Raw genomic sequence first — 23,855 nt, forward strand, 5'->3', positions numbered from 1 at the left:
CTCGGCAGCGCGAGCGAAGCCATTTCGATTCGAGCAGAAATTCGGTGGCGGGGATCATGTCGAGGTCGCCATCTGCTGAAGCATTTCTCACCGCCTGGCATTGATAGAAGCCCGGCAGGCAGGCAGCCCAAATACCTTTCGAATATCTGTCATCCAACACATCAGTTCAAAGCCCTGCTTTTCGACCAGTTGTGAGATTCGATTGATGTTCATGATTCCGGCCGAGGAAGTTGTCCTGCACGTTCTGAATCTGTGCATGCAGGATGGGAAGATCGCCCTGAATAGTTTTCCAGAGAATTTCCAAGTCCACCTTGTCATAGCCATGCGAGACGCGATTTCGCATCGTATACATGACCAGCCAAGGAATGTCGTCGTGCTGCGCGGCGAACGCTGGGTCCACGCGCTGGATGTTGTTCGATGCCTCGCCGATGATCTCGATGTTGCGGATCACGGCGTCCTGCACCAATTCGCTGTTCAGGAACGCCACCTCGTCCATGTCCGCCGTGTAGCGGTCGATGCGCTCGATGGCTTTGAGGATGTGCCCGAGGTAGTCCGGGACGCGCAGCGCCTTGGTCATACCGGCACGGCCTCAGAGAGAACACGGCTGCGGAGGGCGTCGGGCAAAGCCCTGGGCGTCAGCACATCGACCGACACACCAAGAAGACGTTGCAGTTCGACTTGGATAGCGGCCACGTCCATCAGCGTCGTTTCCGGCGTCGGGTCAATGAGGATGTCCAGGTCGCTGCTGTCTGTGTCCTGGCCTCGCAGCACGGAGCCGAATACCCGAGCATTCCGGGCGCGGTGAGACTCGACCACATGCCGGATCGCAGCACGGTTCGAGGCCAAGGCTTCAGAGGGTTTCATGTGTTCTCCCACAACAAAATCCGGTTTCAGGGTAGATCAACAGCACGCGGAAGGCAACAACAAGATCCGCTTTTACACCAAGATGACACCTACCGGTTTAGACGCCGGAAACACACACTCAAATCCGGATACTTTTTTTGCCCGGCCGCTGGGCATGCTTGGCCGTGCGCGCCCTTGCCAAGGTCGAGGCACGCCTGGGCGAGGCGCGAGAGCCCTGGCTAGTTGCGGTAATGCGACAGTACGGCGGCAACGCGCTGGCGCAGTACCGGCAGCAACGCGCTGGCGAACCAGTCGTTGTGCTTGAACCACCCCTGGTTGCGCGGTGACGGGTGCGGCAAGGGCAGGTAGCGCGGTCCATGGGAGGCAAAGCCCGCTACCGTCGGTGTCACGCCACCACGCGCGGCGGCACCAAGAAACCGCCGCTGCGCGTACTGTCCGACCAGCAAGGTCAACTCGATGTCCGGCAGGCACGCCAGCAGCGCGTCCATCCACAGCGGTGCGCACTCCTTGCGCGGCGGCAGGTCGCCGCTGGCGCCGCGGCCCGGATAGCACAGGCCCATCGGGATAATGGCGATGCGGGCCGGATCGTAAAACACGGCCTTATCGATCCCCATCCACTCACGCAGCCGGTCGCCGCTGGGATCGTCCCAGGGGATGCCGCTGGCATGCACGCGCGTGCCAGGCGCCTGGCCAACGATCAGGATGCGCGCTGGGGCGGCGGCTTGCACCACGGGGCGGGGGCCGAGAGGGAGGTCCGCTTCGCAAGCGCGGCAGGCGCGGACTCGGGCCAGCAGGGCGTCGAGGTCAGCCTTGCCTTGGTCGCTCGCGACGGAAACGGCTACGGGCAGGGGGGAGTGCACGCTGAGACGAGGAGCGGATTAAGTTGAATACTGGCCAGCAGACTATGCATCGTCCGGCCGAGCCAGATCGTCAGCCAGGATTGCGGGCAAGTCACGCGAAGCATGGAGCAGGCGCACGACCTCCAGATGGTCGTCCCGCTCGATATAGAACAACAAAAAAGGAAAGCCGCGCAACACCATTGAGCGCAACGCTGGCAAATTAATCCATTGTCCTAAGCGGGGCGAACCGCTTTGCGGAAAGCGCCCAAGTTGCTCGACAGCTTTCTCGAAGCAATCCAGCAGTTCTGCGGCGCTGGACGGCCGCTGAACGAGCAGATATGCAATGGCGTTGTCGAGATCGGCATCCGCGGCAGGGCGGATGTGAACAGGCTTCGATGCCCGCATCAGCCGGCAGATCTGATCAACTTGCGTTTGCGAGCGAGATAGTCGGCATCAACCACAACGGCAGGACCGGAAGCAAGCCCGTCAGCGATCAATGCGGCGAGCTTGTCCGCGGCACGTCGTTGCTGATCCTGCCGGATCAGGTCGCGCATGTATTCAGAGGTGGAGCCGTAACCCGCAGCATCGACCTGTTCGTCGACGTACTGCTTCAACGCGTCCGGAAGAGAAATGTTCATCGTCATCGTGCTCATGATGCCGAGTGTAGGCAGTTTGGCAAAGTTTGCCAAGCTATGACGACGCGAAAGCAATGAAACGCAAACAATGAAGCCACGTTGTGGCGGTTTGTGCGCTTTCCCGGTTGTCCGGGAGGGGCCTGGAGCCCAGGCGGGCCATGCCGGATGGCGCGGCCCGCCTGTTGCGTACCTTGCTGGCCAGCGCCACGGAGCCGATCGCCCGGCGTCGCCGCCCCGTCCGCTCAAGGCACGACGGACAGGAACAGGTAGGCCGCCAGGATCACCAGGTGCACCACGCCTTGCAGCATGGTGGTACGGCCGGAGTGCAACGTGAGCGTGCTGACCAGCAAGGTCAGCGCGAGCAATACCGTTTCGGTCGGGCCCAGGCCCAGCATGAGCGGCTTGCCGACCACGATAAAGACCAGGGCCACGGTCGGGATGGTCAGGCCGATGCTGGCCAGCGCGGAGCCCAGCGCCAGGTTCATGCTGGTCTGCAGCCGGTCGGCGCGCGCGGCGCGCAAGGCGGCGAGGGCCTCCGGCAGCAGCACCAGCGCGGCAATCACGATGCCGACCACGGCCGGCGGGGCGCCGGCGCTGGCCACCGCGGCTTCCACCGTGGGCGAGAGCAGCTTGGCCAGGCCGACCACCGCTACCAGGCACACCAGCAGCATGCCGCTGCTGGCCAGGGCAATCTTCGCCGGCGGGGGTGGGGCGTGCACGCTCTCGTCCGAGGTGCCGCCGACCAGGAAGTAGTCCCGGTGGCGCACCGTCTGCACGAACACAAAACTGCCGTAGAGCACCAGCGACGCGATGCCCGCGAAAGCCAGCTGCGACTCGGACAGCATCGGCCCCGGGACGGCGCTGGTGTAGTTCGGCAGCACCATGGTGAGCACCGCCAGGGCGGCCAGCACGGCCAGCGCGGCGGTGGCGCCGGGCGCCTGGAACGCTTGTTCGCGATGGCGCAGGCCGCCCACCAGCAGACAGATCCCCACAATGCCGTTGCATACCAGCATGGCCGCGGCGAACACGGTATCGCGCGCCAGTCCGGCCTTCTCGGGACCCGAGGACAACATCACCGAGACGATCAGCGCCACCTCGATCACGGTCACGGCAATGGCCAGCACCAGCGTGCCGTACGGCTCGCCCACTTTATGCGCTACCACCTCGGCGTGGTGGACGGCTGCGAATACCGAGCCCGCCAGGGCCAGGCCGGCCAGCACCAGCAGCAGCGTCTGGCCAGGCGCTGCCATGCCCGCCCCCAGGATGGCCCAGGCTGCCAGCGGCAGCCACAGGGTCCAGGCAGGCAATTTGTTGGAAGTCAATGGCATCCGCTTTCCCTTTGTTGTGATTGGATTGAGGTCAATTGTGATGGATATGGCATGTGCAACATGAACCGCAAAAAGAAAGCCCGAAGCGGGGCGGCTAGCCGTTCTTCTGATTGCGTCCTATTGTGATTCAGCTTGGCCCGGCGCCGGTCCGCCCGTGTTGCATCGCGCAAGTAAGGCAGTCGCAGGTGGATTCGGTTCCCGATAATTGCGATAAATTGAAGGGAATTGGACGTTTTTTTGCTGGGGTTGGTGGCTAATTCATGAAATTGGTGCCTCTTGCACTGAACGCAGGCGGCCAGTCCGGCGCCGCATCAGAGTCATACCGAAGTATACGGGCAGGCGCTTGCCGTCCCATTTCCCCGGTGCGGCGAAGGCTGCACCACATCCCTTTTTCGCTCGTGGAGAACTCGCATGCAAAAGTACGGATCGGCCAAATGGCAGGGTGGCATCAAGGACGGCCAGGGCAGCATCTCGGCCGAGAGCGGCGTGCTGAAGGATGCGCCTTATGGCTTCAAGGCCCGCTTCGAGGGCGGCCCTGGCACCAATCCCGAAGAACTCATCGGGGCGGCCCATGCGGGGTGTTTCTCCATGGCGCTGTCGCTGATGCTGGGCGAAGCCAATATGGTGGCCGAGAGCATTGCGACCAAGGCCGCCGTCACCCTGGACAGGGATGGCGCGGGCTTCACTATCACAGCCGTCCACCTGGACGTGGCGGTGCGCGTCCCGGGAGCCGACAAGGCGGCGGTAGAAAATGCATTGCAGGCGGCCAAGGCGGGCTGCCCGGTCTCGAAGGTGCTCAATGCAGCGATCACGATGGACACCAGGGTGGAGACCTGAGCCGTTGCGCGCAGGGGCCGGCTGGCATTCCGAAACGCCCGGCCTGGCAACAGGTCGGGCGTAGCCAGTATGGCTACCTATAATGAAGATTCGCCGTTTCGCGCCGAAGCACCAGTGCGAAACCGCGCGGGCGTTCGCTGGACGGAACGCCGTCTCCTATATCCAGACCTTCCAAGATAAGGCAGACATCATGCATAGCAGTGAAGCAGTCCTGACCCAAGCCAGGGCGGCAATCGCCCACGTGCCGTTTCACAACCATCCCCTCCATCCCACCATCCACCTGCGCCTGAGCGACGGTGCGCTGATTCTCGAAGGCGAAGTACCGGATATTGTCGACAAGAGCCGCATCGCTGCCACGGTGCGCCGCGTCGACGGTGTCCCGGAGGTCATCGATCACCTGCGCGTGTCCGACGGCGGCGCGGCAGTTGGCGACGGCGAGTTGCGCAACGCGGTCTGCGTGCGGCTGTTGCAGGCGATCGACTTCCGCAATTGCCGGATTTGCGCGCATGCCAAGGGCCGCATCGAACCGGTGCGCGAGGCCGTTGGCGATCCCAGCGGCGAAATCGAGATCGAAGTCGTCGACGGCGTCGTGACCTTGCGCGGCCACGTCATCAGCCTGTCGCACATGCGCCTGGCCGGGGTGCTGGCCTGGTGGTCGCGTGGCTGCCGCTGCGTGATCAACGAGCTGGTGGTCGCCCCGGCGGAGGCCGACCGCGACGACGAAATCACGGAAGCGCTCAAGCTGGTCCTGGAGACCGACCAGTTCGTCAATGCCGACCGCATCCAGGTGCGCACGGAAAACCGGGTGGTCACGCTCGAAGGCTACGCCGCCACCGAAGCGGCGAAACGCCAGGCCGAGCGGGATGCCTGGTACGTGCATGGCGTGGAGGATGTGGTCAATCGCATCGTACTGAGCAATTAATCCGACTCCGGAATCCGGAAGTCGGGACTGTGGGACTGTGGGGCTGCCAGCCAGGCGGCCCCACCGGACCACTTGTGCCCGTTGCGCTCAGGCCCCGCCCGCGGCGCGCGGCATGTCCTCCACGCGCCAGTAACGCCGCTGCGAGCGCAGCGCAAAGCGCGCCCGGTAGTTCGACATCGACATCCCCATAGCCCGCTGGAACAGCCTGCGGAATGCCGCCGCATCGCTATAGCCGCAGGCTTCCGCCACGGCTTGCGAGCCGTGCAGCGTTACCTCCAGCAAGGTCTTGGCGCGCTCCACGCGCAGGCCGTGCAAATACGCCAGCGGGGTCATGCCGCTGACCTGGCGGAAATGCCGCAGCAAGGTGCGCTCGCTCGTCGCGGCCGCCTGCGCCACCAGCGCCAGCCGGTACGGCGCATCGATATTTGCCTGCAGCCAGCGCATGGCGCGGTAGACGGGGCTGTCGGCGGTCTTGCTGAGCCAGCGTTGCGACACCAGTTCCGGGGTGAGTTGCTGGCGCTCGGCCTGGTACAGCAGCAAGCGTGAGCAAGCCTGCGCCAGGTCCGGATCGTGCAGGTGTCCCAGCACGCGCAGCATGAACTCCGTTTGCAACGCCGGTGCCACGCAACCGAACACGCGCTGGTGGAGGCTCATCGGCTCGCTGGCGGAGAAGTCGCAGCGGGGATAACGTTTGGCCATCCAGCCCTGGAAGGTCCAGGGTGCGCCCATGCGCGCGCCGTCCAGCAGGCCGAGTTCGGCGGGGAAGACAATGCCGCTTGCGCCGGCCGCGATCCAGCCGCCTGCCTGCGCGTGCCGCTCCAGCAAACGCAGCGCCTGGCTCGCGCCGCTCACGATCTCGCCCAGATGCGGGGCGTTGCGCGCGAGCAAGCCTGGTATCACCACCAGCGCATTCCCCTCGTCGGTAGCGCGCCGGCGCCGCCGCGCGGGCTCCAGGCCCAGGGCGGGCAGGGCCAGCGCGCGGCCGGATGGGCCGATCACGCTCCAGCTCAGGTCGCGGTCCGCATCCGGGCGTTGCAGCCGGGCCACCCCGGCCGCGGCGCGCAGCACGTCCAGCGCCCCAAACAGCATGCCCGGCATGGCTTGCGGCAGCCACAGCAGGCGTACATGCAGCGGCACAAGGCGGCCTGCCGCGCCGGCGGAGGGGCTGGCGGGCAGCGCGGGAACGGCGGAAGCGTGTGGCATGGCGGGATCGGCATTCCAATTGGCGGGATTGATCCTACCTTGCCGCGCGCGCAAGCGCTAGCATCGTCGCTCGGCGGACCATCCGCCCCAACCACAATAACGATGCAAGCAACAGGAGACTTCATGCAGCCATCCCTGCGCCGACTTACCCGGACCGCTGTCGCCGCGCTCACGCTGGCCTTCGGTGCCGCCGGCAGCGCCCACGCCGCCGATGCGCAACTGCTGGACGCCGCCCGCGCGGCCGAGCCTGCGCTGATCCAGTCGCTCAAGGACATGGTGTCGATCGAATCCGGCAGCGCCAACGCGGCGGGCCTGGCGCAGATGGCCAGCTATACCGAGGGCCGCCTGAAGGCGCTCGGCGCCAGCACCGAGCGCATCGCCGTGACCAAAGGCCCGGGCACCATGGTCACGGGTACGTTCACCGGCGCGGGCAAGCGCCGCATCATGCTGATCGCCCACATGGACACGGTCTATGGTCCCAATACGCTGGCGATGCAGCCGATCAGGCAGGACGGCAACCGCCTCTATGGCCCCGGCATCGCCGACGACAAGGGCGGCATCGCAGTGATCCTGCACGCGCTGGGGATCCTCAAGGCTGCCGGCTGGCAGGATTACGCCGAATTGACCGTGCTGTTCAACCCGGATGAAGAAGTGGGCTCTATCGGTTCCGGCGAGACCATTGCCGGGCTGGCCGACCAGCATGACGTGGTGCTCTCGTTCGAGCCGACAGCCGCCAAGGCCGTGGTCAAGACCGAGGCCTTGCTGATGGGCGCCAGCGGCACCGCCACCGCTACCTTGGAGGTCAAGGGGCGTGCCGCGCATGCCGGCGCCGCGCCGGAGCTGGGCCGCAATGCGCTGATCGAGCTGGCTTACCAGTTGCAGCAGACGCGCGACATGGCCAAGTCGGTTCCGGGCACCCAGCTCAACTGGACCACCGCGCAGGCTGGCGAGGTACGCAACCAGATCCCCGAGCGCGCCACCGCCATCGGCGACGTGCGCACGACGGTCAAGGACGGTCCGGAGAAGCTGCGGGCCGCGCTGCAGAACAAGGCCGACGCAGGCAAGCTGGTACCGGACACACAGACCACGGTGACCATGGAGACCGGCCGGCCGCCGTTCGTCGCCAACGCGCGCGGCCGCGAACTGGCGCAACGCGCGCAAGCCATCTACGCCGAACTTGACGGCCGCCAGCTGGCGCTTGCCGAAGGCACCGGGGGCGCTACCGATGCAGGCTTTGCCGGACGTTCCGGCAAGGCCGTGGTGGTGGAGAGCTTTGGCCTGGCGGGCTTTGGCTATCACGCGCGCGACGAGTACATCGAGACCGATTCGATCGTGCCGCGGCTCTATTTGCTGACGCGCATCCTGCAGGAGATCGGGCGCAGCTGATACCGTCCAGCCGGGACGATGCGGCGGGTTTGCCGGCAGGGTGGAAGTCCTGCCGGCAGCCCGCCCGTGCCTGCCGGGGAGCGCCGCGCTGTACGATATGCCAAGCCCGCTTGCAGCCGTACCTGGCACGACCGGCATGCGCCGGCTGCAACGCAACGCTTCCTCCACGATCCGGCATGGACTACGCACACATCCTCCAACGCATCCACCGCGACATCGAGCCCCTGCTGGGCCAGGGGCGGGTGGCCGACTATATCCCCGAACTGAGCAAGGTGTCCGCCACGCATTTCGGCATGGCGCTGGTATTTGCCGATGGCCGCAGCCATTGCGTGGGCGATGCGGCGGTGCCGTTCTCCATCCAGAGCATTTCCAAGCTGTTCGCCTGCACGCTGGCGTTCCAGTTGCTGGGCGAGGACCTGTGGCAACGGGTAGGGCGCGAGCCGTCGGGCAATGCCTTCAACTCGCTGGTGCAGCTGGAATACGAGCAAGGCAAGCCACGCAACCCCTTCATCAACGCCGGCGCGCTGGTGGTGACGGACGTGCTGTGCAGCCGCTTCGTCCAGGCGGAGACCGCGCTGGTGCAGTTCATGCGCCGGCTCTGCGGCAACCCGGCGATCGACTATGACCCGAAGGTGGCGCAGTCCGAGCGCGAGCACGCGGACCGCAATCGCGCCATGGCTTATTTCATGAAGGACTTCGACCGTCTTGAGATGCCGGTCGAGAAAGTCATCGACGCCTATTGCCGCCAGTGCGCCATTGCCATGAACTGCGAGGACCTGGCGCGCGCGGCGCTGTTCCTGGCGCACGGCGGCGTGGTGCCATGGAGCGGCGAGCGCGTGCTCGGCGCCAGCCCCACCAAGCGGCTCTCCGCCCTCATGCTGACCTGCGGCACCTACGATGCCGCGGGTGATTTTGTGTATCGGGTGGGTTTGCCAGCCAAGAGTGGCGTAGGCGGCGGCATCGTGGCGGTGCTGCCGGGGCGCTGGGCAGTGTGCGTGTGGTCGCCGGGTCTGGACCACAGCGGCAACTCCCTGGCCGGCGTGCAGGCACTGGAGTGGCTGACCACGCTAAGCGGGCATTCCATTTTCTGAGGCCCGGGCGGCGCCTCGGCTTCGCCAATGCAGTCGCCGCGCCTGATTGGAGCATGGAGCAGGCGTTCGAACTTTTGTTAGGATGACGGTAGGATTCCAACGATAGCCCGCAGGCGCCGGCGCGCTTGTGACGGGCACGATGCAACGAATGGCGTGCCCTTGGCGACGTTGCGATTCGCCAATAAGAAGCGGAGACAGCGATGACCACAGAGTTTGCATGGAAGAAGCGGGTTTTTGAGACACACGAGGTACAGGTGCAGGTACGGCCGAGAACGCCCAACGTCTGGGAATATACGGTCCGCGTCTGCCGGCCCGGCACCAATATCCGGGCCGCTGGGACCTTGCTGGAGTCGTCGAAGGTGACGGACCTGTTTCCGACGGCGGAGGCGGCTGAGACGGCCGGCTTTGCCCACGGTGTGGAGTTGGCCAAGCGGCTGGCGTAGGTTGCGGCTGAAGGCTGGCAGCATCGGTTGGATGCTGGTGGCGGTTTTTTGTCCGTCGCGCCTTCGCGCGTCCCTATGGGCGGGCCTTGGCGGGGGAGCCTTCGGGCTCGCCGGCTCCTTGAGCCACCGCGTGGCTCAGTGCCCGCCTGACTTCACTCAAGTCCGCGTAATCGACGCCCCGCCATCGACCAGCGAAGCCGTACCCGTCACGAAGGCCGAGTCATCCGAAGCCAGGTACAGCACGGACCGCGCCAGCTCCTCGGCCTTTGCCACGCGCTTGAGCGCGTGCAGGTTGGTGATAAAGGTCTGCGATTCCTCGGTGTCGTTCATGGTGCGGTACATCTCGGTGTCGACCGCGCCCGGCAGGATCGCGTTGACACGGACCCCTTGCGCGCCGAACTCGGCCGCCAGCGCCTGCGTCAGGCCGATCAGGCCGGACTTGCTGGCCGCGTAGGCCGCCACACCGGGAAACGCAAAGCTGTAGCCAACGAAGGTGGACGTGAAGACAACCGATCCGCCGCCGTTCTTGAGCATTTGCGCAATCTGGTGCTTGGCGCCCAGGAAGGCACCGGTCAGGTTGATGGCGATGGCGTCGTTCCAGCCCGTCTCCGAGACCCCGGTGCTGGGGCCGGCTTCGCCCAGCGTGCCGGCGTTATTGAAGGCGATATCCAGCCGCCCGTAGCGCTCGACGGCCAGCGCGACCAGCGCCTTGGCATAGTCTTCCGCGCGGACGTCGCCGGCCAATGCGGCTGCGTCGCCCCCGGCCGCGTGGATTTCCGAAACCAACTGGTCCAGCTCGCTCGCGCGGCGCGCGCCAACCACGACCTTGGCCCCCTCGGCCGCGAACAATAGCGCCGTGGCGCGGCCGATGCCGGAGCTGGCTCCTGTGACAATGGCGGTTTTTCCTGACAGGCGTCCCATCTTGATCTCCTGGTTGGCGCCTGGCGGCAGTGCCGCGCCGGGGCGCCTCGATGCATAAGGATTGGCGGCGAGCGCCAGCGTCGGGCGCTTTCCAACCAGCATAGTGATTGCCGGGCGTGCCCGGGTGGCTCTGCTTTCAACAAGCAGTATGGTTTGCCATGGCTGTTCGCGGTAGAGTGCGAATCACGGAACTGCTTTTCGGGAAAACCGGACAATGCTGAAACTTGACGGGGTTGCCAGCTTCGTAGCCATCGCGGAATCCGGTTCGATCAGCGAGGCCGCGCGCCGCCTGCAACTGTCGAAATCCGTCGTCAGCGAGCGGCTGGCGGACATCGAGCGCCATCTGGGTGCGACCTTGCTGCATCGCACAACCCGCAAGCTCAGCCTCACCGAAGACGGTGCGGCGTTCCTGGAGCGGGCAGTGCGTATCCTGCGCGAGGTCGAGGAGGCCACTGCCGACATGGCCGAGCGCCACGGCAGTTTGTCGGGTCCGTTGCGCATATCCGCTCCGGTCACGTTCGGCCGCATGCATCTGGGACCGGCGCTCTATCCCTTTCTTGCCATGCACCCCAGGCTGGAGCTGACGCTGGATCTGGATGACCGGCGCGTGGAAGCGGCCGCCGACGGCTATGATGCCGTGGTCCGGCACGGGGCGCTGGAGGACTCGCGGCTGGTGGCGTGGCAGCTTGCCCCGAGCCGCCGACTCCTGGTCGCGTCGCCCGCCTATCTGGCTCGGCAGGGCACCCCGCGAACCATCGATGAATTGCAGAGCCACCGTGGCATCTTCTACGTCAACCGGGGCGTGGCCGACTGGCGCTTCGATGGACGGGATGGCGCGTTGGTCGTTCGTGCCGGCGTAGCCTTGCGTGTCAATAACGGCGACATGATGCACGACGCAGCCTTGGCAGGTCTGGGCATTGCGCTACTGCCGACGTTTATCGTCGGCGCCTCGATCCGTTCCGGCGCGCTGCAGGTCATCGATGCTGGCGTACAGGCGGCGCCCGAGTCCATCTACGTGGCGCACGCCGAAGGCAGGCGTGTTTCGGCCAAGCTGCGGGCATTTGTGCAGCGGCTGCAGCAGGCCATCGGCGATCCGCCGTACTGGGATGCTTGGCGCGGTCCGGCGAAACCGGCTCACCCGGCGCCTCAGGCGGGATAACGAGCCGACATCCGGTGCTGGCAGTGGTGTTGCCTGGCGCCCCGATTTACTTTGTTCTCAGTGTTTATTTATAACCAGGCAAAACGGCGTGGATCATGAAGACTGCGCCTCCCCTTTTTGTTTTCGGAACACCTCGGTCACGCGTCTGGCGGCAAACAGCGGCAGGTAGTCGTGCACCTTGGCGCCGTCCAGCAGTTCATGCCAGGCGGCGGAATAGGCTCGCTCAACGTCTTCCACCGGGACTTGCAGCGCTTCGGATATCCTTGCGATCAATGCGGCATTCGATTCGGTTTTCATTCTGGCAGCCTGCCGGCAAGCGGGGTCGGGCGCTTGATGCTCCACTTGTTCCGTGAACCCGATCTGMGCAATGCCCAGGGTTCGCCAATAAAACGGACGGAGCATCGACCAGTATAGAAATGCAAACGTTGCCGTGGAGGCGGCAACAGCGGAATCGGGCGTTGAAGGGTGGCGAGGTGATGCCCTGTACGCGAATGTGCCATCACGCTGCCATATTCATCCTGCAGCATCCTGCACGATGCGAGCCATGCCGAATCATGCGGATAAATACCGAATGCCAATGTCCATGACAAGCCGAAATGCCACGCGGCGTTTCGCCATGCTGCTGTTGCTGTTGCTGTGTACGACGCCGAATGCCTGGGCAGACGAGGAGGGCTTCCTCGCCTCGCAGTTCAGCAGGAACGCTCTGTGGAAGAGCGTGCAGGAGCGTTGCCTGAAGCCGGATGCGCCGCGTCACCCTGATTGCGCCGCGGTGGACAGGGACAAGGGCCTGGTGCTTTACAAGGACTTGATCGGCCGATCCCATTTTCTGGTTATCCCGGACCACCCTGTGCACGGCGTGGACGATAGCGGCGTGTGGGAAGACGGCACGCCGAATCAGTGGGCCTTCGGTTGGGACGAAAGAGCGTTCGTTGGCAAGGCACGGGGCCAGGCGCTGCCGGACTCCATGCTCGGGCTCGCGATCAACGCAAAAGTGTCGCGCAGCCAGGATCAGATGCACATCCACCTGGACTGCATCAGCACGGAGGCGCGGGACTTTGTCTCCGGAGCGGGCACGCAGATCGGGACCACGTGGACCGATCTCCGGTTCCGGGGCAAGCCCGTGAAGGCCATCTTCGTGCCGTCGTCGGCGGCGTCGATGTCCGTCAATCCCTTCCTGCTCATCAGGCGCCGCCTTGGCGACGCCGCGCCACCCGTGCCGGACCGGGGTGTGTTTGTTGCCTATGTGGCTGGCGAGCAGGGGCAGGCTGGTTTTGTCGTGGTGGACCAGCCGGTCGATCGCGAGGCCGGCAGCAACGGGCACGCCAGCGACTTCCTGGACCGCCAATGCAAGCTGGCCTCCGGGCGCCAGCCCGAAGCCAGTCGGTGAAGCCGGGAAAATTGCGGGGGCGCCTCCTGAGCCTGCGAAGGTGGTGACTGCAACGGCGCCCACGGCAGGCGGGAAAGGCAGCACGTGATTCGGGGGACGCAGAATATTGACTGCGTCAGAAAACGATAAACCCGAGGTTGTGATCCCATGCTCCGCTGCTAGAATGAATTTCCCCTTTCAGCATGCAGGAGCGCACTCATGGCGACCTATCAGCGCGGCGATCTTTTTATCGTCACTTCCGTCGAGCAATTGCCGTGGGGACGTTACCGGGGCTTCGTGACCTTCACTGCGGGCATGCAGGCAGACGCTTCGTCGCGGCACACTTGCACCAGGTGCTGGGACAATGCGCTGCAGGCGCATGAGGACGCCGACGCCGAGGTCGAGTACGCCTACCGGCACTATCTGTCCGATCACACCGACTGGAGTTCACGCGTCGGCAGCACCGAGCATTGACTGGCGCATCGGGCCTGTTCGATCGCATTTGCTTGCCCGCTTATCCGCCAACCCGCTTACTTGATGTTCTCGCTCCAATACGCTTCGATCTGCTTGACCAGGCCAAGTGGCAGCGCCACATAGTGCTCCGCGGCGGCGTCGGCCTGGCCATCGTTGAGTGCCCACTTGAAGAACGCGAGCGCGCTCTTTGCGCTTGCCTCATCCTTCGGGACCTTTGGCATGAGCACGAACACAGCGCCGGCGATGGGCCACGCCTGCTCGCCGGGCGCATCGGTGATGACCTGGTAGAAATCCGTTTGCTGGTTCCAGTTCACGGATGCCACCGCCGCGCTAAAGCTCTCGCGTGAAGGGTTGATGTACGCGCCACCGCTGTTTCGCATTGCCGCGTAGGGCAATTTGCGTTGCAGCGCGTAAGTCAGTTCGACATAGCCAATTGCCCCTTTGACATTCTTGATATAAGTGGCCACGCCGTCGTTGCCGGTGGCCCCGACGCCTGTGGGCCATTTGACCGTGGTGCCGGCGCCCACGCTGGTCTTCCACTCGGCGCTGACCTTGGACAGATAGTCGGCCCAGTTGAATGTCGTTCCCGAACTGTCACTGCGATGCACGACCAGGATCTTCTTGTCGGGGAAGCGAATACCGGGGTTGATCGCGCCGATGGCGGGGTCGTCCCAGTTCGAGATCTTGCCAAGGTAGATATCCGCCAGCAACGGGCCGGTAAAGCGGATCTGTCCCGCTGCCACGCCCTCCAGGTTGACGATGGGCACCACGCCGCCGATCACCACGGGAAACTGCACCAGCCCGGCGGCGCGCAATTCTTCCGGCTTGAGCGGCATGTCCGAGGCGCCAAACGTGACATTGGCTGCCTTGATCTGCCGGATGCCGTTGCCCGAGCCGGTGGGCTGGTAGTTCACCTCCTGGCCGGTCTTGTTGTGATACGTGGCCGCCCATTTCACCAGCAAGGGGTAGACGAAGGTGGAGCCGGCGCCAGTGATATCGCCCGCGTGCGCAGCGAGTGCAAAGCCCGCGAGCGTGCATGCGAGGATCGTTTTCCGCCACGTGTTCCGCCGAATCAGGATTCCAGGCATTTTGCAACCTCCAGGTCGGCAGATCAGAAGCGGGTAACGCGTCGGCGGCAGGTTTTTGCCGGGGAGGTCACTTCCTTATGCTAGCACCCGCACATACGTATCCGACAGGACGTTTTTTCGGGATCCGATTGTGACTGTCAATAAAATGTCATATGGCGTGTGCGGATTCTTGTTTGCATATGTTTGCATACGCGTCACGCGGATAGAGGGGAAAAATCGTACCTGTCGTACCTGTCGTACCTGTCGTACCTGTCGTACCTGTCGTACCTGTCGTACCTGTCGTACCTGTCGTACCTGTCGTACCTGTCGTACCTGTCTATTGGCACACGGCCGCACGCCTGATGCAACGATCGCCGCGTCCTGCAGCCGCGGCCCTGACCCGGTACACGCAGCGGCGCGCTTGCCGTGACGGATGCTTCCAATGCGTCTTGCGCCGCCTGGCTCACCATGCGGCGCAAGACGATGGCGCGTTCAGGCCGCCAGCTTGGACGACTGGGGGCGGGCCTGCGGGGCTTGCCCTGGCGGCTGCGTTTCCCCGAAATGCGGATGGCGCGCGAACAGGTCGGCGGCCCAGTTGACGAAGACGCGCACCTTGGCCGACAGGTGGCGGTTCTGCGGATACATGGCGGCGATCGCCAGCGCGTCGGTGGGCCAGTCGGGCAGCACCTCCACCAGCCGGCCGCTTTCCACATACGGCAGGGCCATCACGCGCGAGATGCGCCCGATGCCGTGGCCTTCCAGCGTACAGGACAGGTGGACGTCCGCGTCGTTGGTGGAAATGACCGAGGGCAGCAGCATCTCGGTGCGTTGCTCGCCTTGCCCCAGCGGCCATGGTATTTCCCGCCCGGTGCGGTGGGACAGGTAGTTGACGGCCGTGTGCTGCATCAGGTCGCTGGGCTGGGTGGGCGTACCGCTGCGCTTCAGGTAGAGCGGCGACGCATAGAAAGCCAGCCGCAGTTGCCCGATGCGGCGCGCCACCATGGTGTCGTCCACCGGATCGCCCACGCGCAGCACCACGTCCACGCCTTCCTTGAGCAGGTCGATGGGCTTGCCGCTGATGGTCAGTTCCATCTTCAGTTCGGGATACGCGGCGAAGAACTCGTGCAGCTTGGGGATCAGCGCCAGTTGCGCCAGCCCGGCGGTGGTGTCCACGCGCAGCGTGCCGCGCGGCGTGTTGTTCTGGTGGGTCAGCGATTGCTCGGCTTCTTCCACATCCGCCAGGATCCGCACGCAGCGCTCGTAATAGGCGGCGCCGTCGGTGGTGACGCTGATGCGCCGCGTGGTCCGGTGCAGCAGCTTGACGCCAAGGTGCGTTTCCAGGTTCTGGATCAGGCGGGTCAGCGTGGCCTTGGGCAGGTCCATCGACTCGGCGGCCCGCGCAAAGCTGCCTACATCCACCACGCGGGTGAATGCCTGCATTGATACGAGACGATCCATGTTCACTCCCCGAGGTAAGGAAGCAGGCAGGCCTGGCCGGCAGGGCAGGCACCGGGTGAGGTGCGCTACAGCCAGCCGCGCGAGGGATTGCGCGTGTGGCGCGGCTGCGGAAGTGCGGGAGTGGATCACAAAATGGATGACCTTGCACGGCGAAGGGCTTTCAGGTCCACACCAGGTCCACACTACCCCGATTATTCCACCGCAGAAACAGTGCGTTGGTAAAGCCTCGCTTTATCCCACCTTTATCAACCACCATAATTCGATCCATCGCAGTATGCAATGAAAGCGCAGTTAACGTTAGCGTTCCCGTCAGGTTCCCGTTAGCCCGCCCCCAAGTGACCGCCATGGCGCCATCCCGATCGAAAGTCGCAGCAGCAGCCTCCGCAGCCGAACTGGCCGACGGGCACACGACCGAGCATACGGTGGAAAGCGCCGATCGCACGATCACGGTGCGGGTGAGCTACCCGCCCGGCTATCCGGAGGGCAAGGCGGCGCCGCTGCTGCCCTGGCTGATCTACCTGCATGCCGGCGGCTTCGTCGACGCGAGGCTGGAGCGATCCGAGTGCCTGGCGCGCTCGCTGGCTGGCACGTTGCCGGCGGTGGTGGTGACGCCCGCTTACTCGCTGGCCCCCGATTTTCCATTCCCCGCGGCACCGGAGGACGTGTTCCATACCGCCGCGTGGGTGTTGCGCCATGCGCGCCGCCTCAAGGTGGACAAGCTGCGCTTTGCCGTGGTGGGTGAGGAGGCGGGCGGCAACCTGGCGATCGCGCTGTCGCAGATGATGCGCGACCGCGGCCTGCCCGAGCCGCGCGCGCAATGGCTGATCCGCCCGGTCACCGATCCCTGCCTGCAGCACGCATCTTGCTCGGTGGGGCAGGGTGGGCGCGGCGTGCCGCTGGAAATGCTGCAGCGGCTGGCCGGTTATTACCGCGATTACCTGCCCAGCCCGGCCGCCAGCGTGCATCCTTACGCGGCCCCGGCGCTGGCTTCGCGGCTGGCCGGCCTGCCGCCCACGCTGATCCAGGTGGCCGAGGAAGATGCGTTGCGCGCCGAAGGCGTCGCCTTTGCCGGCCGCCTGCAGATGGCCGGCGTGCCGTCAGAAGCCCGCATCATGGCCGGCGCCTGTGGCGACGGCGTGGAAGCGTCCCACGACCAATGCCAGTTGTGGATAAACGAAGGCGCGCGCTACCTGCAAGGCTATCTTGCCGGCGACGACGACGCCTCACCCCGGACCGAACGCCAGACAGGAACCAGCCCGCCCGGCTGATCCGGCACTACCAAAGCCAAGCCGGCCTGCGATAAGCAGGCATTGCGGGCGCGATCGATTTGCGCGCTGCGGCGGAGGCGTTCGTCCTTTTTTTTGGGGCTTTCAAGTTGAAGAAAGCCAGTAGACGGAAATCGGAGTCAAGACAATGAATCAGCAAACTCGACGCACCATGATTGCCCTGGCCATCGTCGCAGTGCTCGGCGCGGGCCTGGCCACCTCGATCATCAAGCCCTGGCACGCCGGCGAGGCCCAGGCCGTGCCCGCACCGGCAGCGCCCACCACCGTGGACGTGGCAGACGCGCTGGGCAAGACCATCACCGAATGGGATGAGTTCTCCGGCCGCCTGGAAGCGGTGGACCGGGTGGAGATTCGCGCCCGTGTTGGCGGCACCATCGACGCCGTGCACTTCCGCGAAGGCGCGCTGGTGAAGAAGGGCGATCCGTTGTTCACCATCGACCCGCGCCCGTACGCCGCGGAGGTGGCGCGTGCCGAGGCCGCGCTGGCTGCCGCGCAAGTGCGCGCAAACCATGCGCGGATCGAGCAGGCCCGCGCGCAGCGGCTGGTGCAGGACAACGCGCTATCGCGCCGTGAGTTCGACGAGCGCGACAACGGCGCCCGCGAAGAGGCAGCCAATGTGCGCGCCGCGCAGGCCTCGCTGGAAGCGGCGCGCCTGAACCTGGCCTATACGCGGATCACCGCGCCGGTCAGCGGGCGCGTATCCCGTGCCGAGATCACCGTCGGCAACCTGGTGGCGGCCGGTGCAGGCACGCCGGTGCTGACCACGGTGGTATCGGTGTCGCCGGTCTACGCCAGCTTCGAGCTCGATGAGCAGACCTATCTGCGCTATACGGCGGACAATGCGCCTGGTGCCGAAGGCGGCCAGTCAAAGCTTCCGGTGTTCCTGGGCCTGGCTAACGAAGAGGACTACCCGCGCGAGGGCCGCATCCAGTCGGTGGACAACCGGCTCGACACCAAGAGCGGCACCATCCGCGTGCGCGCCGTGTTCGACAACCCGGACGGCCGCCTGCTGCCGGGGCTGTACGCGCGCGTCAGGCTCGGCGGGGGCTCGCCGCATCCAGTAGTGCTGATCAACGACCGTGCCATCGGCACCGACCAGGGCAAGAAGTTCGTGCTGGTGGTCGGCAGCGGCAACAAGCTGGTCTACCGCGAAGTCACGCTGGGACCGTCGTACGAAGGGCTGCGTGTCATCCGCCAGGGTCTGAAGACCGATGAGAAGATCGTCGTCAACGGGCTGCAGCGCGTGCGCCCCGGCGACACGGTCGCGCCCAAGCCGGTGGACATGGCGTTCAAGCGTGAACTGGAGCCGCGCGCCGAATCGGCCGACCGCAAGCAGGCGGTCGCCGAGAAGGACGCCCAGGGCAAACCAGTGAGCTGAACACCGCCACCGGTTTGCGCCCTTCTCCCGCTCGCGGGAGAAGGGCCGGGGGAGAAGGCGGGTGCATCCACAACGCGCCGGCACTAAGAAAGCCTCTCCCCCTGACGCCGAGCCATTTTTTGCTTCCCTGCTCTTCACATGGCGCCTGCATCCCGGGCCGCCAGGGGGAGCCTTTTCGCCAAGACTGCCGAGACTGAGATGAATCTCTCGAAATTCTTTATCGACCGGCCAATCTTTGCCGGCGTGCTATCGGTGCTGATCTTCCTGGTCGGCGCCATCTCGATGTTCAAGCTGCCGATCTCGGAGTATCCCGAGGTGGTGCCGCCGTCGGTGGTGGTGCGCGCGCAGTATCCCGGCGCCAACCCCAAGGTGATCGCCGCCACGGTGGCCTCGCCGCTGGAAGAGCAGATCAACGGTGTCGAAGACATGCTCTACATGTCGTCGCAAGCCAATAGCGATGGCCTGCTGACGCTGACCGTCACGTTCAAGCTCGGCACCGACCCGGACAAGGCACAGCAGCTCGTGCAGAACCGGGTGGCGCAGGCCGAACCGCGCTTGCCGGAGGACGTGCGCCGCCTCGGCATCACGACCGTCAAGAGTTCGCCCGACCTGACCATGGTGGTCCACCTGGTCTCGCCGAACGACCGCTACGACATGACCTACCTGCGCAACTACGCGGTGATCAACGTCAAGGACCGCCTGGCGCGGATCCAGGGCGTGGGCCAGGTGCAGCTGTTCGGCTCGGGCGACTACTCCATGCGCGTGTGGCTGAACCCGGAGAAGATGGCCGAGCGCAAGCTGGTGGCCGCCGACGTGGTCAAGGCCATCCGCGAGCAGAACGTGCAGGTGGCCGCCGGTGTGATCGGCGCCTCGCCGTCGCTGCCCGGCGCCGACCTGCAGCTCTCCGTGAATGCGCAGGGCCGCCTGGAGACGGTCGAATCCTTCGGCGATATCATCGTGGCGACCTCGCCGGATGGCGGCGTGACCTACCTGAAGGACGTTGGCCGCATCGAGCTGGGCGCATCCGAATACGCGCTGCGCTCGCTGCTGGACAACAAGTCCGCGGTGGCCATTCCTATCTTCCAGGCGCCGGGTTCGAACGCCATCCAGATCTCGGACGACGTGCGCAAGACCATGGAGGAGCTCAAGCAGAATTTCCCGGATGGCGTGGACTACAGCATCGTCTACGACCCGACGCAGTTCGTGCGCCATAGTATCGAGGCCGTTACCCATACGCTGTTCGAGGCCATCGCCCTGGTGGTGCTGGTGGTGATCCTGTTCCTGCAGACGTGGCGCGCTTCGGTGATTCCGCTGCTGGCGGTGCCGGTGTCCATCGTGGGGACGTTCGGGCTGATGCACGTCTTCGGCTTTTCGATCAACGCATTGTCGCTCTTCGGGCTGGTGCTGGCGATCGGCATCGTGGTGGACGATGCGATCGTGGTGGTGGAGAACGTCGAGCGGAATATCGCCGAGGGGCTGTCGCCGAAGGAGGCGACCTACAAGGCCATGCGTGAGGTGAGTGGCCCGATTATCGCCATCGCGCTGACGCTGATCGCCGTGTTCGTGCCGCTGGCTTTCATGACGGGCCTGACCGGCCAGTTCTACAAGCAGTTCGCGCTGACCATCGCCATCTCGACCATCATCTCGGCCTTCAACTCGCTGACGCTGTCGCCCGCGCTGTCCGCGCTGCTGCTGCGTGGCCACGATGCGCCGAAGGACTGGCTGTCACGCGGCATGGATCGCGTACTGGGGGGCTTCTTTGCCCGCTTCAACCGCTTCTTCGGTGCCAGCGCCGACCGCTACGGCCGCGGCGTGAAAGGCGTGATCTCGCGCAAGACCGCGGTGTTCGGCGTGTATGCCGTGATGCTGGCGCTGACCTGGGGCGTATTCCAGCTGGTGCCCAAGGGCTTCGTGCCCGCGCAGGACAAGCAATACCTGGTGAGCTTCGCCAAGCTGCCTGACGGCGCCACGCTGGACCGCACCGAAGACGTGATCCGCCAGATGTCCGACATCGCGCTCAAGCATCCGGGCGTGGAATCGGCGGTCGCCTTCCCGGGACTGTCGATCAACGGCTTTACCAACAGCCCGAGCGCCGGCATTGTGTTTGTCACGCTCAAGCCGTTCGAGGATCGCAAGACCAGGGAACTGTCGGGCAACGCCATCGCTCAGCAGCTCAACGCCAGGTACGCTTCGATCCAGGACGCATTCATCGCCGTGTTCCCGCCGCCGCCGGTTCAAGGCCTGGGCACCATCGGCGGCTTCAAGCTGATGATCGAGGACCGCGCCGCGCTGGGCTACGACGCGCTGTTCGACGCGACCAATGCCTTTACCAACAAGGCGCGCAAGACGCCCGAGCTGGCTGGCGTCTTCACCAACTACCAGGTCAACGTGCCGCAGCTCGACGTGAACCTGGACCGCGTCAAGGCCAAGCAACTGGGCGTGCCGGTGACGGACGTGTTCGACACGCTGCAGACCTACCTCGGCTCGGCCTACGTCAACGACTTCAACAAGTTCGGGCGGACCTACCAGGTCAAGGTGCAGGCGGATGCGCAGTTCCGCGCGCATGCGGAAGACATCCTGCAACTGAAGACGCGCAACACGGCTGGCGACATGGTGCCGCTGTCCTCGCTGCTTACCGTCAAGCAGGGCTTCGGCCCCGACAGCGTGGTGCGCTACAACGGCTTCACCGCCGCCGACATCAACGGCGGCCCGGCGCCAGGCTTCTCCTCGGGCCAGGCGCAGGCCGCGGCCGAACGCATCGCCGCCGAGACGCTACCCAAGGGCATCAGGTTCGAGTGGACCGACCTGACCTACCAGGACATCCTGGCCGGCAACGCGGGTGTATGGATCTTCCCGCTGTGCGTGCTGCTGGTGTTCCTGGTGCTGGCCGCGCAGTACGAGAGCCTGACATTGCCGCTGGCCGTGATCCTGATCGTGCCCATGAGCCTGCTGGCCGCCATGACCGGCGTATGGCTGACCAAGGGCGACAACAACATCTTCACGCAGATCGGTTTCATTGTGCTGGTGGGGCTGTCGGCGAAGAACGCGATCCTGATCGTGGAGTTCGCGCGGGAGCTGGAGCATGAAGGCCGCTCCATCGTGGCTGCCGCGATCGAAGCCAGCCGGCTGCGCCTGCGCCCGATCCTGATGACGTCGTTCGCTTTCATCATGGGCGTGGTGCCGCTGGTGGTGTCCACCGGCGCCGGTGCGGAGATGCGTCACGCGATGGGCGTGGCGGTGTTCGGCGGCATGCTGGGGGTGACGTTCTTCGGGCTGTTCCTGACGCCGGTGTTCTACGTGGCGCTGCGCAAGCTGGCGACACGCGGCGAGCGCCGCAAGGTGTCGGATGCGCCGTCGGCGAGCCACAAGGCTATCGCCTCCGCTGAATAAGCGCGACGAACACTGGAATTTCGATGGTTTGCTCCCCGCTCTCCCACTGCGCGGAAGAGAGGAGCAAACCGGCTGATTCGCGAGCGGTCACGAGAACGCGAGCAAGGATGATCGACATGAATACTGCAATGACTTCGCTACTCCCCGCGGCGTTGCCGCGCCTGGCCACCCTGGCCGTGGCCCTGATCCTGGCGGGCTGCTCGCTGGCGCCAACCTACAAGGTGCCGGAAAGCGCCGCCGCCACGCCGGCCTACAAGGAAGCCGAGGCCGCGCAGGCCGAGGGCGCCCGGTTCCAGTGGAAGGTGGCCACCCCGTCCGAAGGCGCGCAGCGTGGCGAATGGTGGAAGATCTTCGGCGACGCCGAGCTCGACCGCCTGATCGCCGAGGCCACTGCGTCCAACCAGGATCTCGCCATTGCCGCCGCGCGCGTCAAGCAGGCCCGCGCCTTCACCGGCGTGGCCGAGGCCGACCAGTACCCGCAGCTCAGCCTGGGCGTGGACCCGACCCGCTCGCAATTCTCGGCAGCGTCGCAAGGGCTGCCCGACGGCACCCGGGTATCGCCGCAGACGGTGCTCAGGGCGCGCGCCATTGCCGGCTACGAGGTGGATCTGTTCGGCCGTGTGGCCGACAACGTCAAGGCGGCAAGGGCGGAGGGCGAAGCGGCCGAGGACCTGTACCGCTCGGTGCTGCTCGCGCTGCAAGCCGACGTGGCGCAAGCCTATTTCGCGCTGCGCACGCTGGACAGTGAGCGCGACCTGCTCAACGCCACCATCAAGCTGCGCGAAGACGCGCTCAAGCTGCTCAAGCGCCGGTACGACGAGGGCGAGACCACGGATCTCGATCCCGCGCGCGGCGAAGCCGAGCTGGGCACGGCGCGCGCCGACCTGGCCGGCATCGAGCGCCGCCGCGCCAACCAGGAGCACGCGCTGGCGGTGCTCACCGGCGCGCCGCCGGCCGCCTTCACGCAGGCCGCGCGCCCGCTCGACGCCACGTTGATCGCGGTGCCGGCGGGACTGCCTTCGGATCTGCTCGAACGCCGTCCCGACATCGCCCAGGCCGAGCGCCTGATGGCAGCGGCCAACGCGCGCATCGGCGTGGCCAAGTCGGCGTTCTACCCGCGCATCACGCTGACCGGCTTGTTCGGCTTCGAATCGAACGACTTGTCGAACCTGTTCAAGTGGTCGTCGCGGGCGTGGTCGCTGGGTCCGCTGATCGGCAGCACGATCGCGCAGCCGATCATCGACGGCGGCCGCAACAAGGCCAACCTGGCGGCAGCGCGCGCGCAGCACGAGGAAGCCGTGGCGGCCTATCGCCAGAGCGTGTTGACGGCGCTGCGCGAGGTGGAAGACAGCCTGGCCGACGTGCGCTGGCTGAGCCAGCAGGCCGGCGCGCTGGACAGCGCGCTGGGTGGCGCGCGCCGCGCGGCGAAGATCTCGCGCAGCCGCTATGAGGCAGGCGCGGTGGATTACCTGACGGTGATCGACGCCGACCGCACGGTGCTGCAATCGCAGCGCGAGGCCAACCAGGTGGCCGGGCTGCGCGCTTCGTCGACGGTGGCGCTGGTGCGCAGGCTGGGTGGCGGCTGGGGGCCGTTGCCTGACGCCGCGCCCGATGTGGCACAGGCGGGACCCGGCCCGCTGGCCGCCAGCCACTGACGTCCTGCGCGCAAGCCGCGGCAGCCGCTTCCGTGCGGTTGCCGCGCGCTGCTTCTGCCCGGCCCCACGCGGCCAGCAAAGCTGACTAGACTGGAAGCATGCCGGCCATCTGCGCTGGATAGACTGCTGGCGGCACCGCATTTTCCGCGCACC

Annotated in this window: 24 protein-coding genes; 13 read left to right on the top strand and 11 right to left on the bottom strand. The window is 65.6% G+C overall.

Annotated features, from left to right (window positions below):
* Window positions 1–166: 166 nt before the first annotated feature.
* The 6 genes from AC1DQ3_RS26950 to AC1DQ3_RS26975 all read right to left on the bottom strand — a co-directional run bounded on the left by AC1DQ3_RS26950 (window position 167) and on the right by AC1DQ3_RS26975 (window position 3,666).
* Window positions 167–577, bottom strand: a complete 411-nt coding sequence (locus AC1DQ3_RS26950; protein ID WP_477123211.1) for a HepT-like ribonuclease domain-containing protein — start codon at window positions 575–577, stop codon at window positions 167–169.
* Window positions 574–864 (bottom strand): nucleotidyltransferase family protein, encoded by a 291-nt coding sequence (locus AC1DQ3_RS26955; RefSeq protein WP_477123212.1) that lies wholly within the window; start codon window positions 862–864, stop codon window positions 574–576. The genes AC1DQ3_RS26950 and AC1DQ3_RS26955 overlap by 4 nt, the downstream gene beginning before the upstream one ends.
* Window positions 865–1,082: 218 nt before the next feature.
* Window positions 1,083–1,724 (bottom strand): uracil-DNA glycosylase family protein, encoded by a 642-nt coding sequence (locus AC1DQ3_RS26960; RefSeq protein ID WP_477123213.1) that lies wholly within the window; start codon window positions 1,722–1,724, stop codon window positions 1,083–1,085.
* 42 nt (window positions 1,725–1,766) lie between these two features.
* Window positions 1,767–2,108, bottom strand: coding sequence for a type II toxin-antitoxin system RelE/ParE family toxin (locus tag AC1DQ3_RS26965; protein WP_477123214.1), 342 nt, complete (start codon window positions 2,106–2,108; stop codon window positions 1,767–1,769).
* Window positions 2,108–2,392 carry a type II toxin-antitoxin system ParD family antitoxin gene (locus AC1DQ3_RS26970; protein WP_477123215.1) on the bottom strand — a complete coding sequence of 95 codons (285 nt, stop codon included), beginning with the start codon at window positions 2,390–2,392 and terminating at the stop codon, window positions 2,108–2,110. The genes AC1DQ3_RS26965 and AC1DQ3_RS26970 overlap by 1 nt, the downstream gene beginning before the upstream one ends.
* Before the next feature lie 188 nt (window positions 2,393–2,580).
* Window positions 2,581–3,666, bottom strand: coding sequence for a calcium:cation antiporter (locus tag AC1DQ3_RS26975; protein WP_477123216.1), 1,086 nt, complete (start codon window positions 3,664–3,666; stop codon window positions 2,581–2,583).
* A 411-nt stretch (window positions 3,667–4,077) separates the two neighbouring features.
* Here AC1DQ3_RS26975 and AC1DQ3_RS26980 point away from each other — a divergent pair, with 411 nt between their 5' ends.
* Both AC1DQ3_RS26980 and AC1DQ3_RS26985 read left to right on the top strand, forming a co-directional pair.
* On the top strand, window positions 4,078–4,503 hold the full coding sequence (locus AC1DQ3_RS26980) for an OsmC family protein (RefSeq protein WP_477123217.1): 426 nt from the start codon (window positions 4,078–4,080) through the stop codon (window positions 4,501–4,503).
* 190 nt (window positions 4,504–4,693) lie between these two features.
* Window positions 4,694–5,425: a BON domain-containing protein gene (locus AC1DQ3_RS26985; RefSeq protein ID WP_477123218.1), complete on the top strand. Its 732-nt coding sequence runs from the start codon at window positions 4,694–4,696 to the stop codon at window positions 5,423–5,425.
* Between the two features lie 87 nt (window positions 5,426–5,512).
* Here the strand turns inward: AC1DQ3_RS26985 and AC1DQ3_RS26990 are convergent, their stop codons facing one another.
* On the bottom strand, window positions 5,513–6,628 hold the full coding sequence (locus AC1DQ3_RS26990) for a GlxA family transcriptional regulator (RefSeq protein ID WP_477123219.1): 1,116 nt from the start codon (window positions 6,626–6,628) through the stop codon (window positions 5,513–5,515).
* A gap of 123 nt (window positions 6,629–6,751) precedes the next feature.
* Here AC1DQ3_RS26990 and AC1DQ3_RS26995 point away from each other — a divergent pair, with 123 nt between their 5' ends.
* The 3 genes from AC1DQ3_RS26995 (at window position 6,752) to AC1DQ3_RS27005 (ending at window position 9,548) form a co-directional block, all read left to right on the top strand.
* Window positions 6,752–8,014, top strand: coding sequence for a M20/M25/M40 family metallo-hydrolase (locus tag AC1DQ3_RS26995; protein WP_477123220.1), 1,263 nt, complete (start codon window positions 6,752–6,754; stop codon window positions 8,012–8,014).
* A 176-nt stretch (window positions 8,015–8,190) separates the two neighbouring features.
* Window positions 8,191–9,105, top strand: a complete 915-nt coding sequence (locus tag AC1DQ3_RS27000; RefSeq protein ID WP_477123221.1) for a glutaminase — start codon at window positions 8,191–8,193, stop codon at window positions 9,103–9,105.
* A 200-nt stretch (window positions 9,106–9,305) separates the two neighbouring features.
* Window positions 9,306–9,548: a hypothetical protein gene (locus AC1DQ3_RS27005; RefSeq protein WP_477123222.1), complete on the top strand. Its 243-nt coding sequence runs from the start codon at window positions 9,306–9,308 to the stop codon at window positions 9,546–9,548.
* A 156-nt stretch (window positions 9,549–9,704) separates the two neighbouring features.
* On the opposite strand, the gene AC1DQ3_RS27010 is transcribed toward AC1DQ3_RS27005, so the two are convergent.
* Window positions 9,705–10,469, bottom strand: a complete 765-nt coding sequence (locus tag AC1DQ3_RS27010; protein ID WP_477123256.1) for an SDR family oxidoreductase — start codon at window positions 10,467–10,469, stop codon at window positions 9,705–9,707.
* A 214-nt stretch (window positions 10,470–10,683) separates the two neighbouring features.
* Between AC1DQ3_RS27010 and AC1DQ3_RS27015 the strand changes: the two genes are divergently transcribed.
* Window positions 10,684–11,628: a LysR family transcriptional regulator gene (locus tag AC1DQ3_RS27015; RefSeq protein ID WP_477123223.1), complete on the top strand. Its 945-nt coding sequence runs from the start codon at window positions 10,684–10,686 to the stop codon at window positions 11,626–11,628.
* A 93-nt stretch (window positions 11,629–11,721) separates the two neighbouring features.
* Here the strand turns inward: AC1DQ3_RS27015 and AC1DQ3_RS27020 are convergent, their stop codons facing one another.
* On the bottom strand, window positions 11,722–11,925 hold the full coding sequence (locus AC1DQ3_RS27020; protein WP_477123224.1) for a DUF3562 domain-containing protein: 204 nt from the start codon (window positions 11,923–11,925) through the stop codon (window positions 11,722–11,724).
* A 286-nt stretch (window positions 11,926–12,211) separates the two neighbouring features.
* Here AC1DQ3_RS27020 and AC1DQ3_RS27025 point away from each other — a divergent pair, with 286 nt between their 5' ends.
* Window positions 12,212–13,015, top strand: a complete 804-nt coding sequence (locus tag AC1DQ3_RS27025; protein WP_477123225.1) for a CDP-diacylglycerol diphosphatase — start codon at window positions 12,212–12,214, stop codon at window positions 13,013–13,015.
* Window positions 13,016–13,213: 198 nt separating this feature from the next.
* Complete coding sequence (locus tag AC1DQ3_RS27030) at window positions 13,214–13,468, top strand: hypothetical protein (protein ID WP_477123226.1); 255 nt, start codon at window positions 13,214–13,216, stop codon at window positions 13,466–13,468.
* A gap of 56 nt (window positions 13,469–13,524) precedes the next feature.
* On the opposite strand, the gene pstS is transcribed toward AC1DQ3_RS27030, so the two are convergent.
* Entirely contained in the window at window positions 13,525–14,556 is a 1,032-nt protein-coding gene (gene pstS / locus AC1DQ3_RS27035) for a phosphate ABC transporter substrate-binding protein PstS (protein WP_477123227.1), read from the bottom strand.
* Window positions 14,557–14,739: 183 nt separating this feature from the next.
* Here pstS and AC1DQ3_RS27040 point away from each other — a divergent pair, with 183 nt between their 5' ends.
* A complete protein-coding gene (locus AC1DQ3_RS27040; RefSeq protein WP_477123228.1) occupies window positions 14,740–14,898 on the top strand; it encodes a hypothetical protein in 159 nt (52 codons plus the stop codon).
* A 129-nt stretch (window positions 14,899–15,027) separates the two neighbouring features.
* Here the strand turns inward: AC1DQ3_RS27040 and AC1DQ3_RS27045 are convergent, their stop codons facing one another.
* Window positions 15,028–15,993 (bottom strand): LysR family transcriptional regulator, encoded by a 966-nt coding sequence (locus AC1DQ3_RS27045; RefSeq protein ID WP_477123229.1) that lies wholly within the window; start codon window positions 15,991–15,993, stop codon window positions 15,028–15,030.
* A gap of 344 nt (window positions 15,994–16,337) precedes the next feature.
* Between AC1DQ3_RS27045 and AC1DQ3_RS27050 the strand changes: the two genes are divergently transcribed.
* The 4 genes from AC1DQ3_RS27050 to AC1DQ3_RS27065 all read left to right on the top strand — a co-directional run bounded on the left by AC1DQ3_RS27050 (window position 16,338) and on the right by AC1DQ3_RS27065 (window position 23,702).
* Entirely contained in the window at window positions 16,338–17,261 is a 924-nt protein-coding gene (locus AC1DQ3_RS27050; RefSeq protein ID WP_477123230.1) for an alpha/beta hydrolase, read from the top strand.
* Window positions 17,262–17,406: 145 nt separating this feature from the next.
* Window positions 17,407–18,657, top strand: coding sequence for an efflux RND transporter periplasmic adaptor subunit (locus tag AC1DQ3_RS27055; protein ID WP_477123231.1), 1,251 nt, complete (start codon window positions 17,407–17,409; stop codon window positions 18,655–18,657).
* 198 nt (window positions 18,658–18,855) lie between these two features.
* The gene (locus AC1DQ3_RS27060) at window positions 18,856–22,047 is read left to right on the top strand and encodes an efflux RND transporter permease subunit (RefSeq protein WP_477123232.1); all 3,192 of its coding nucleotides are present in this window, start codon (window positions 18,856–18,858) and stop codon (window positions 22,045–22,047) included.
* A 128-nt stretch (window positions 22,048–22,175) separates the two neighbouring features.
* On the top strand, window positions 22,176–23,702 hold the full coding sequence (locus tag AC1DQ3_RS27065) for an efflux transporter outer membrane subunit (protein WP_477123233.1): 1,527 nt from the start codon (window positions 22,176–22,178) through the stop codon (window positions 23,700–23,702).
* Window positions 23,703–23,855: the final 153 nt, after the last annotated feature.

It is taken from the genome of Cupriavidus sp. 01T418 (assembly GCF_056398885.1).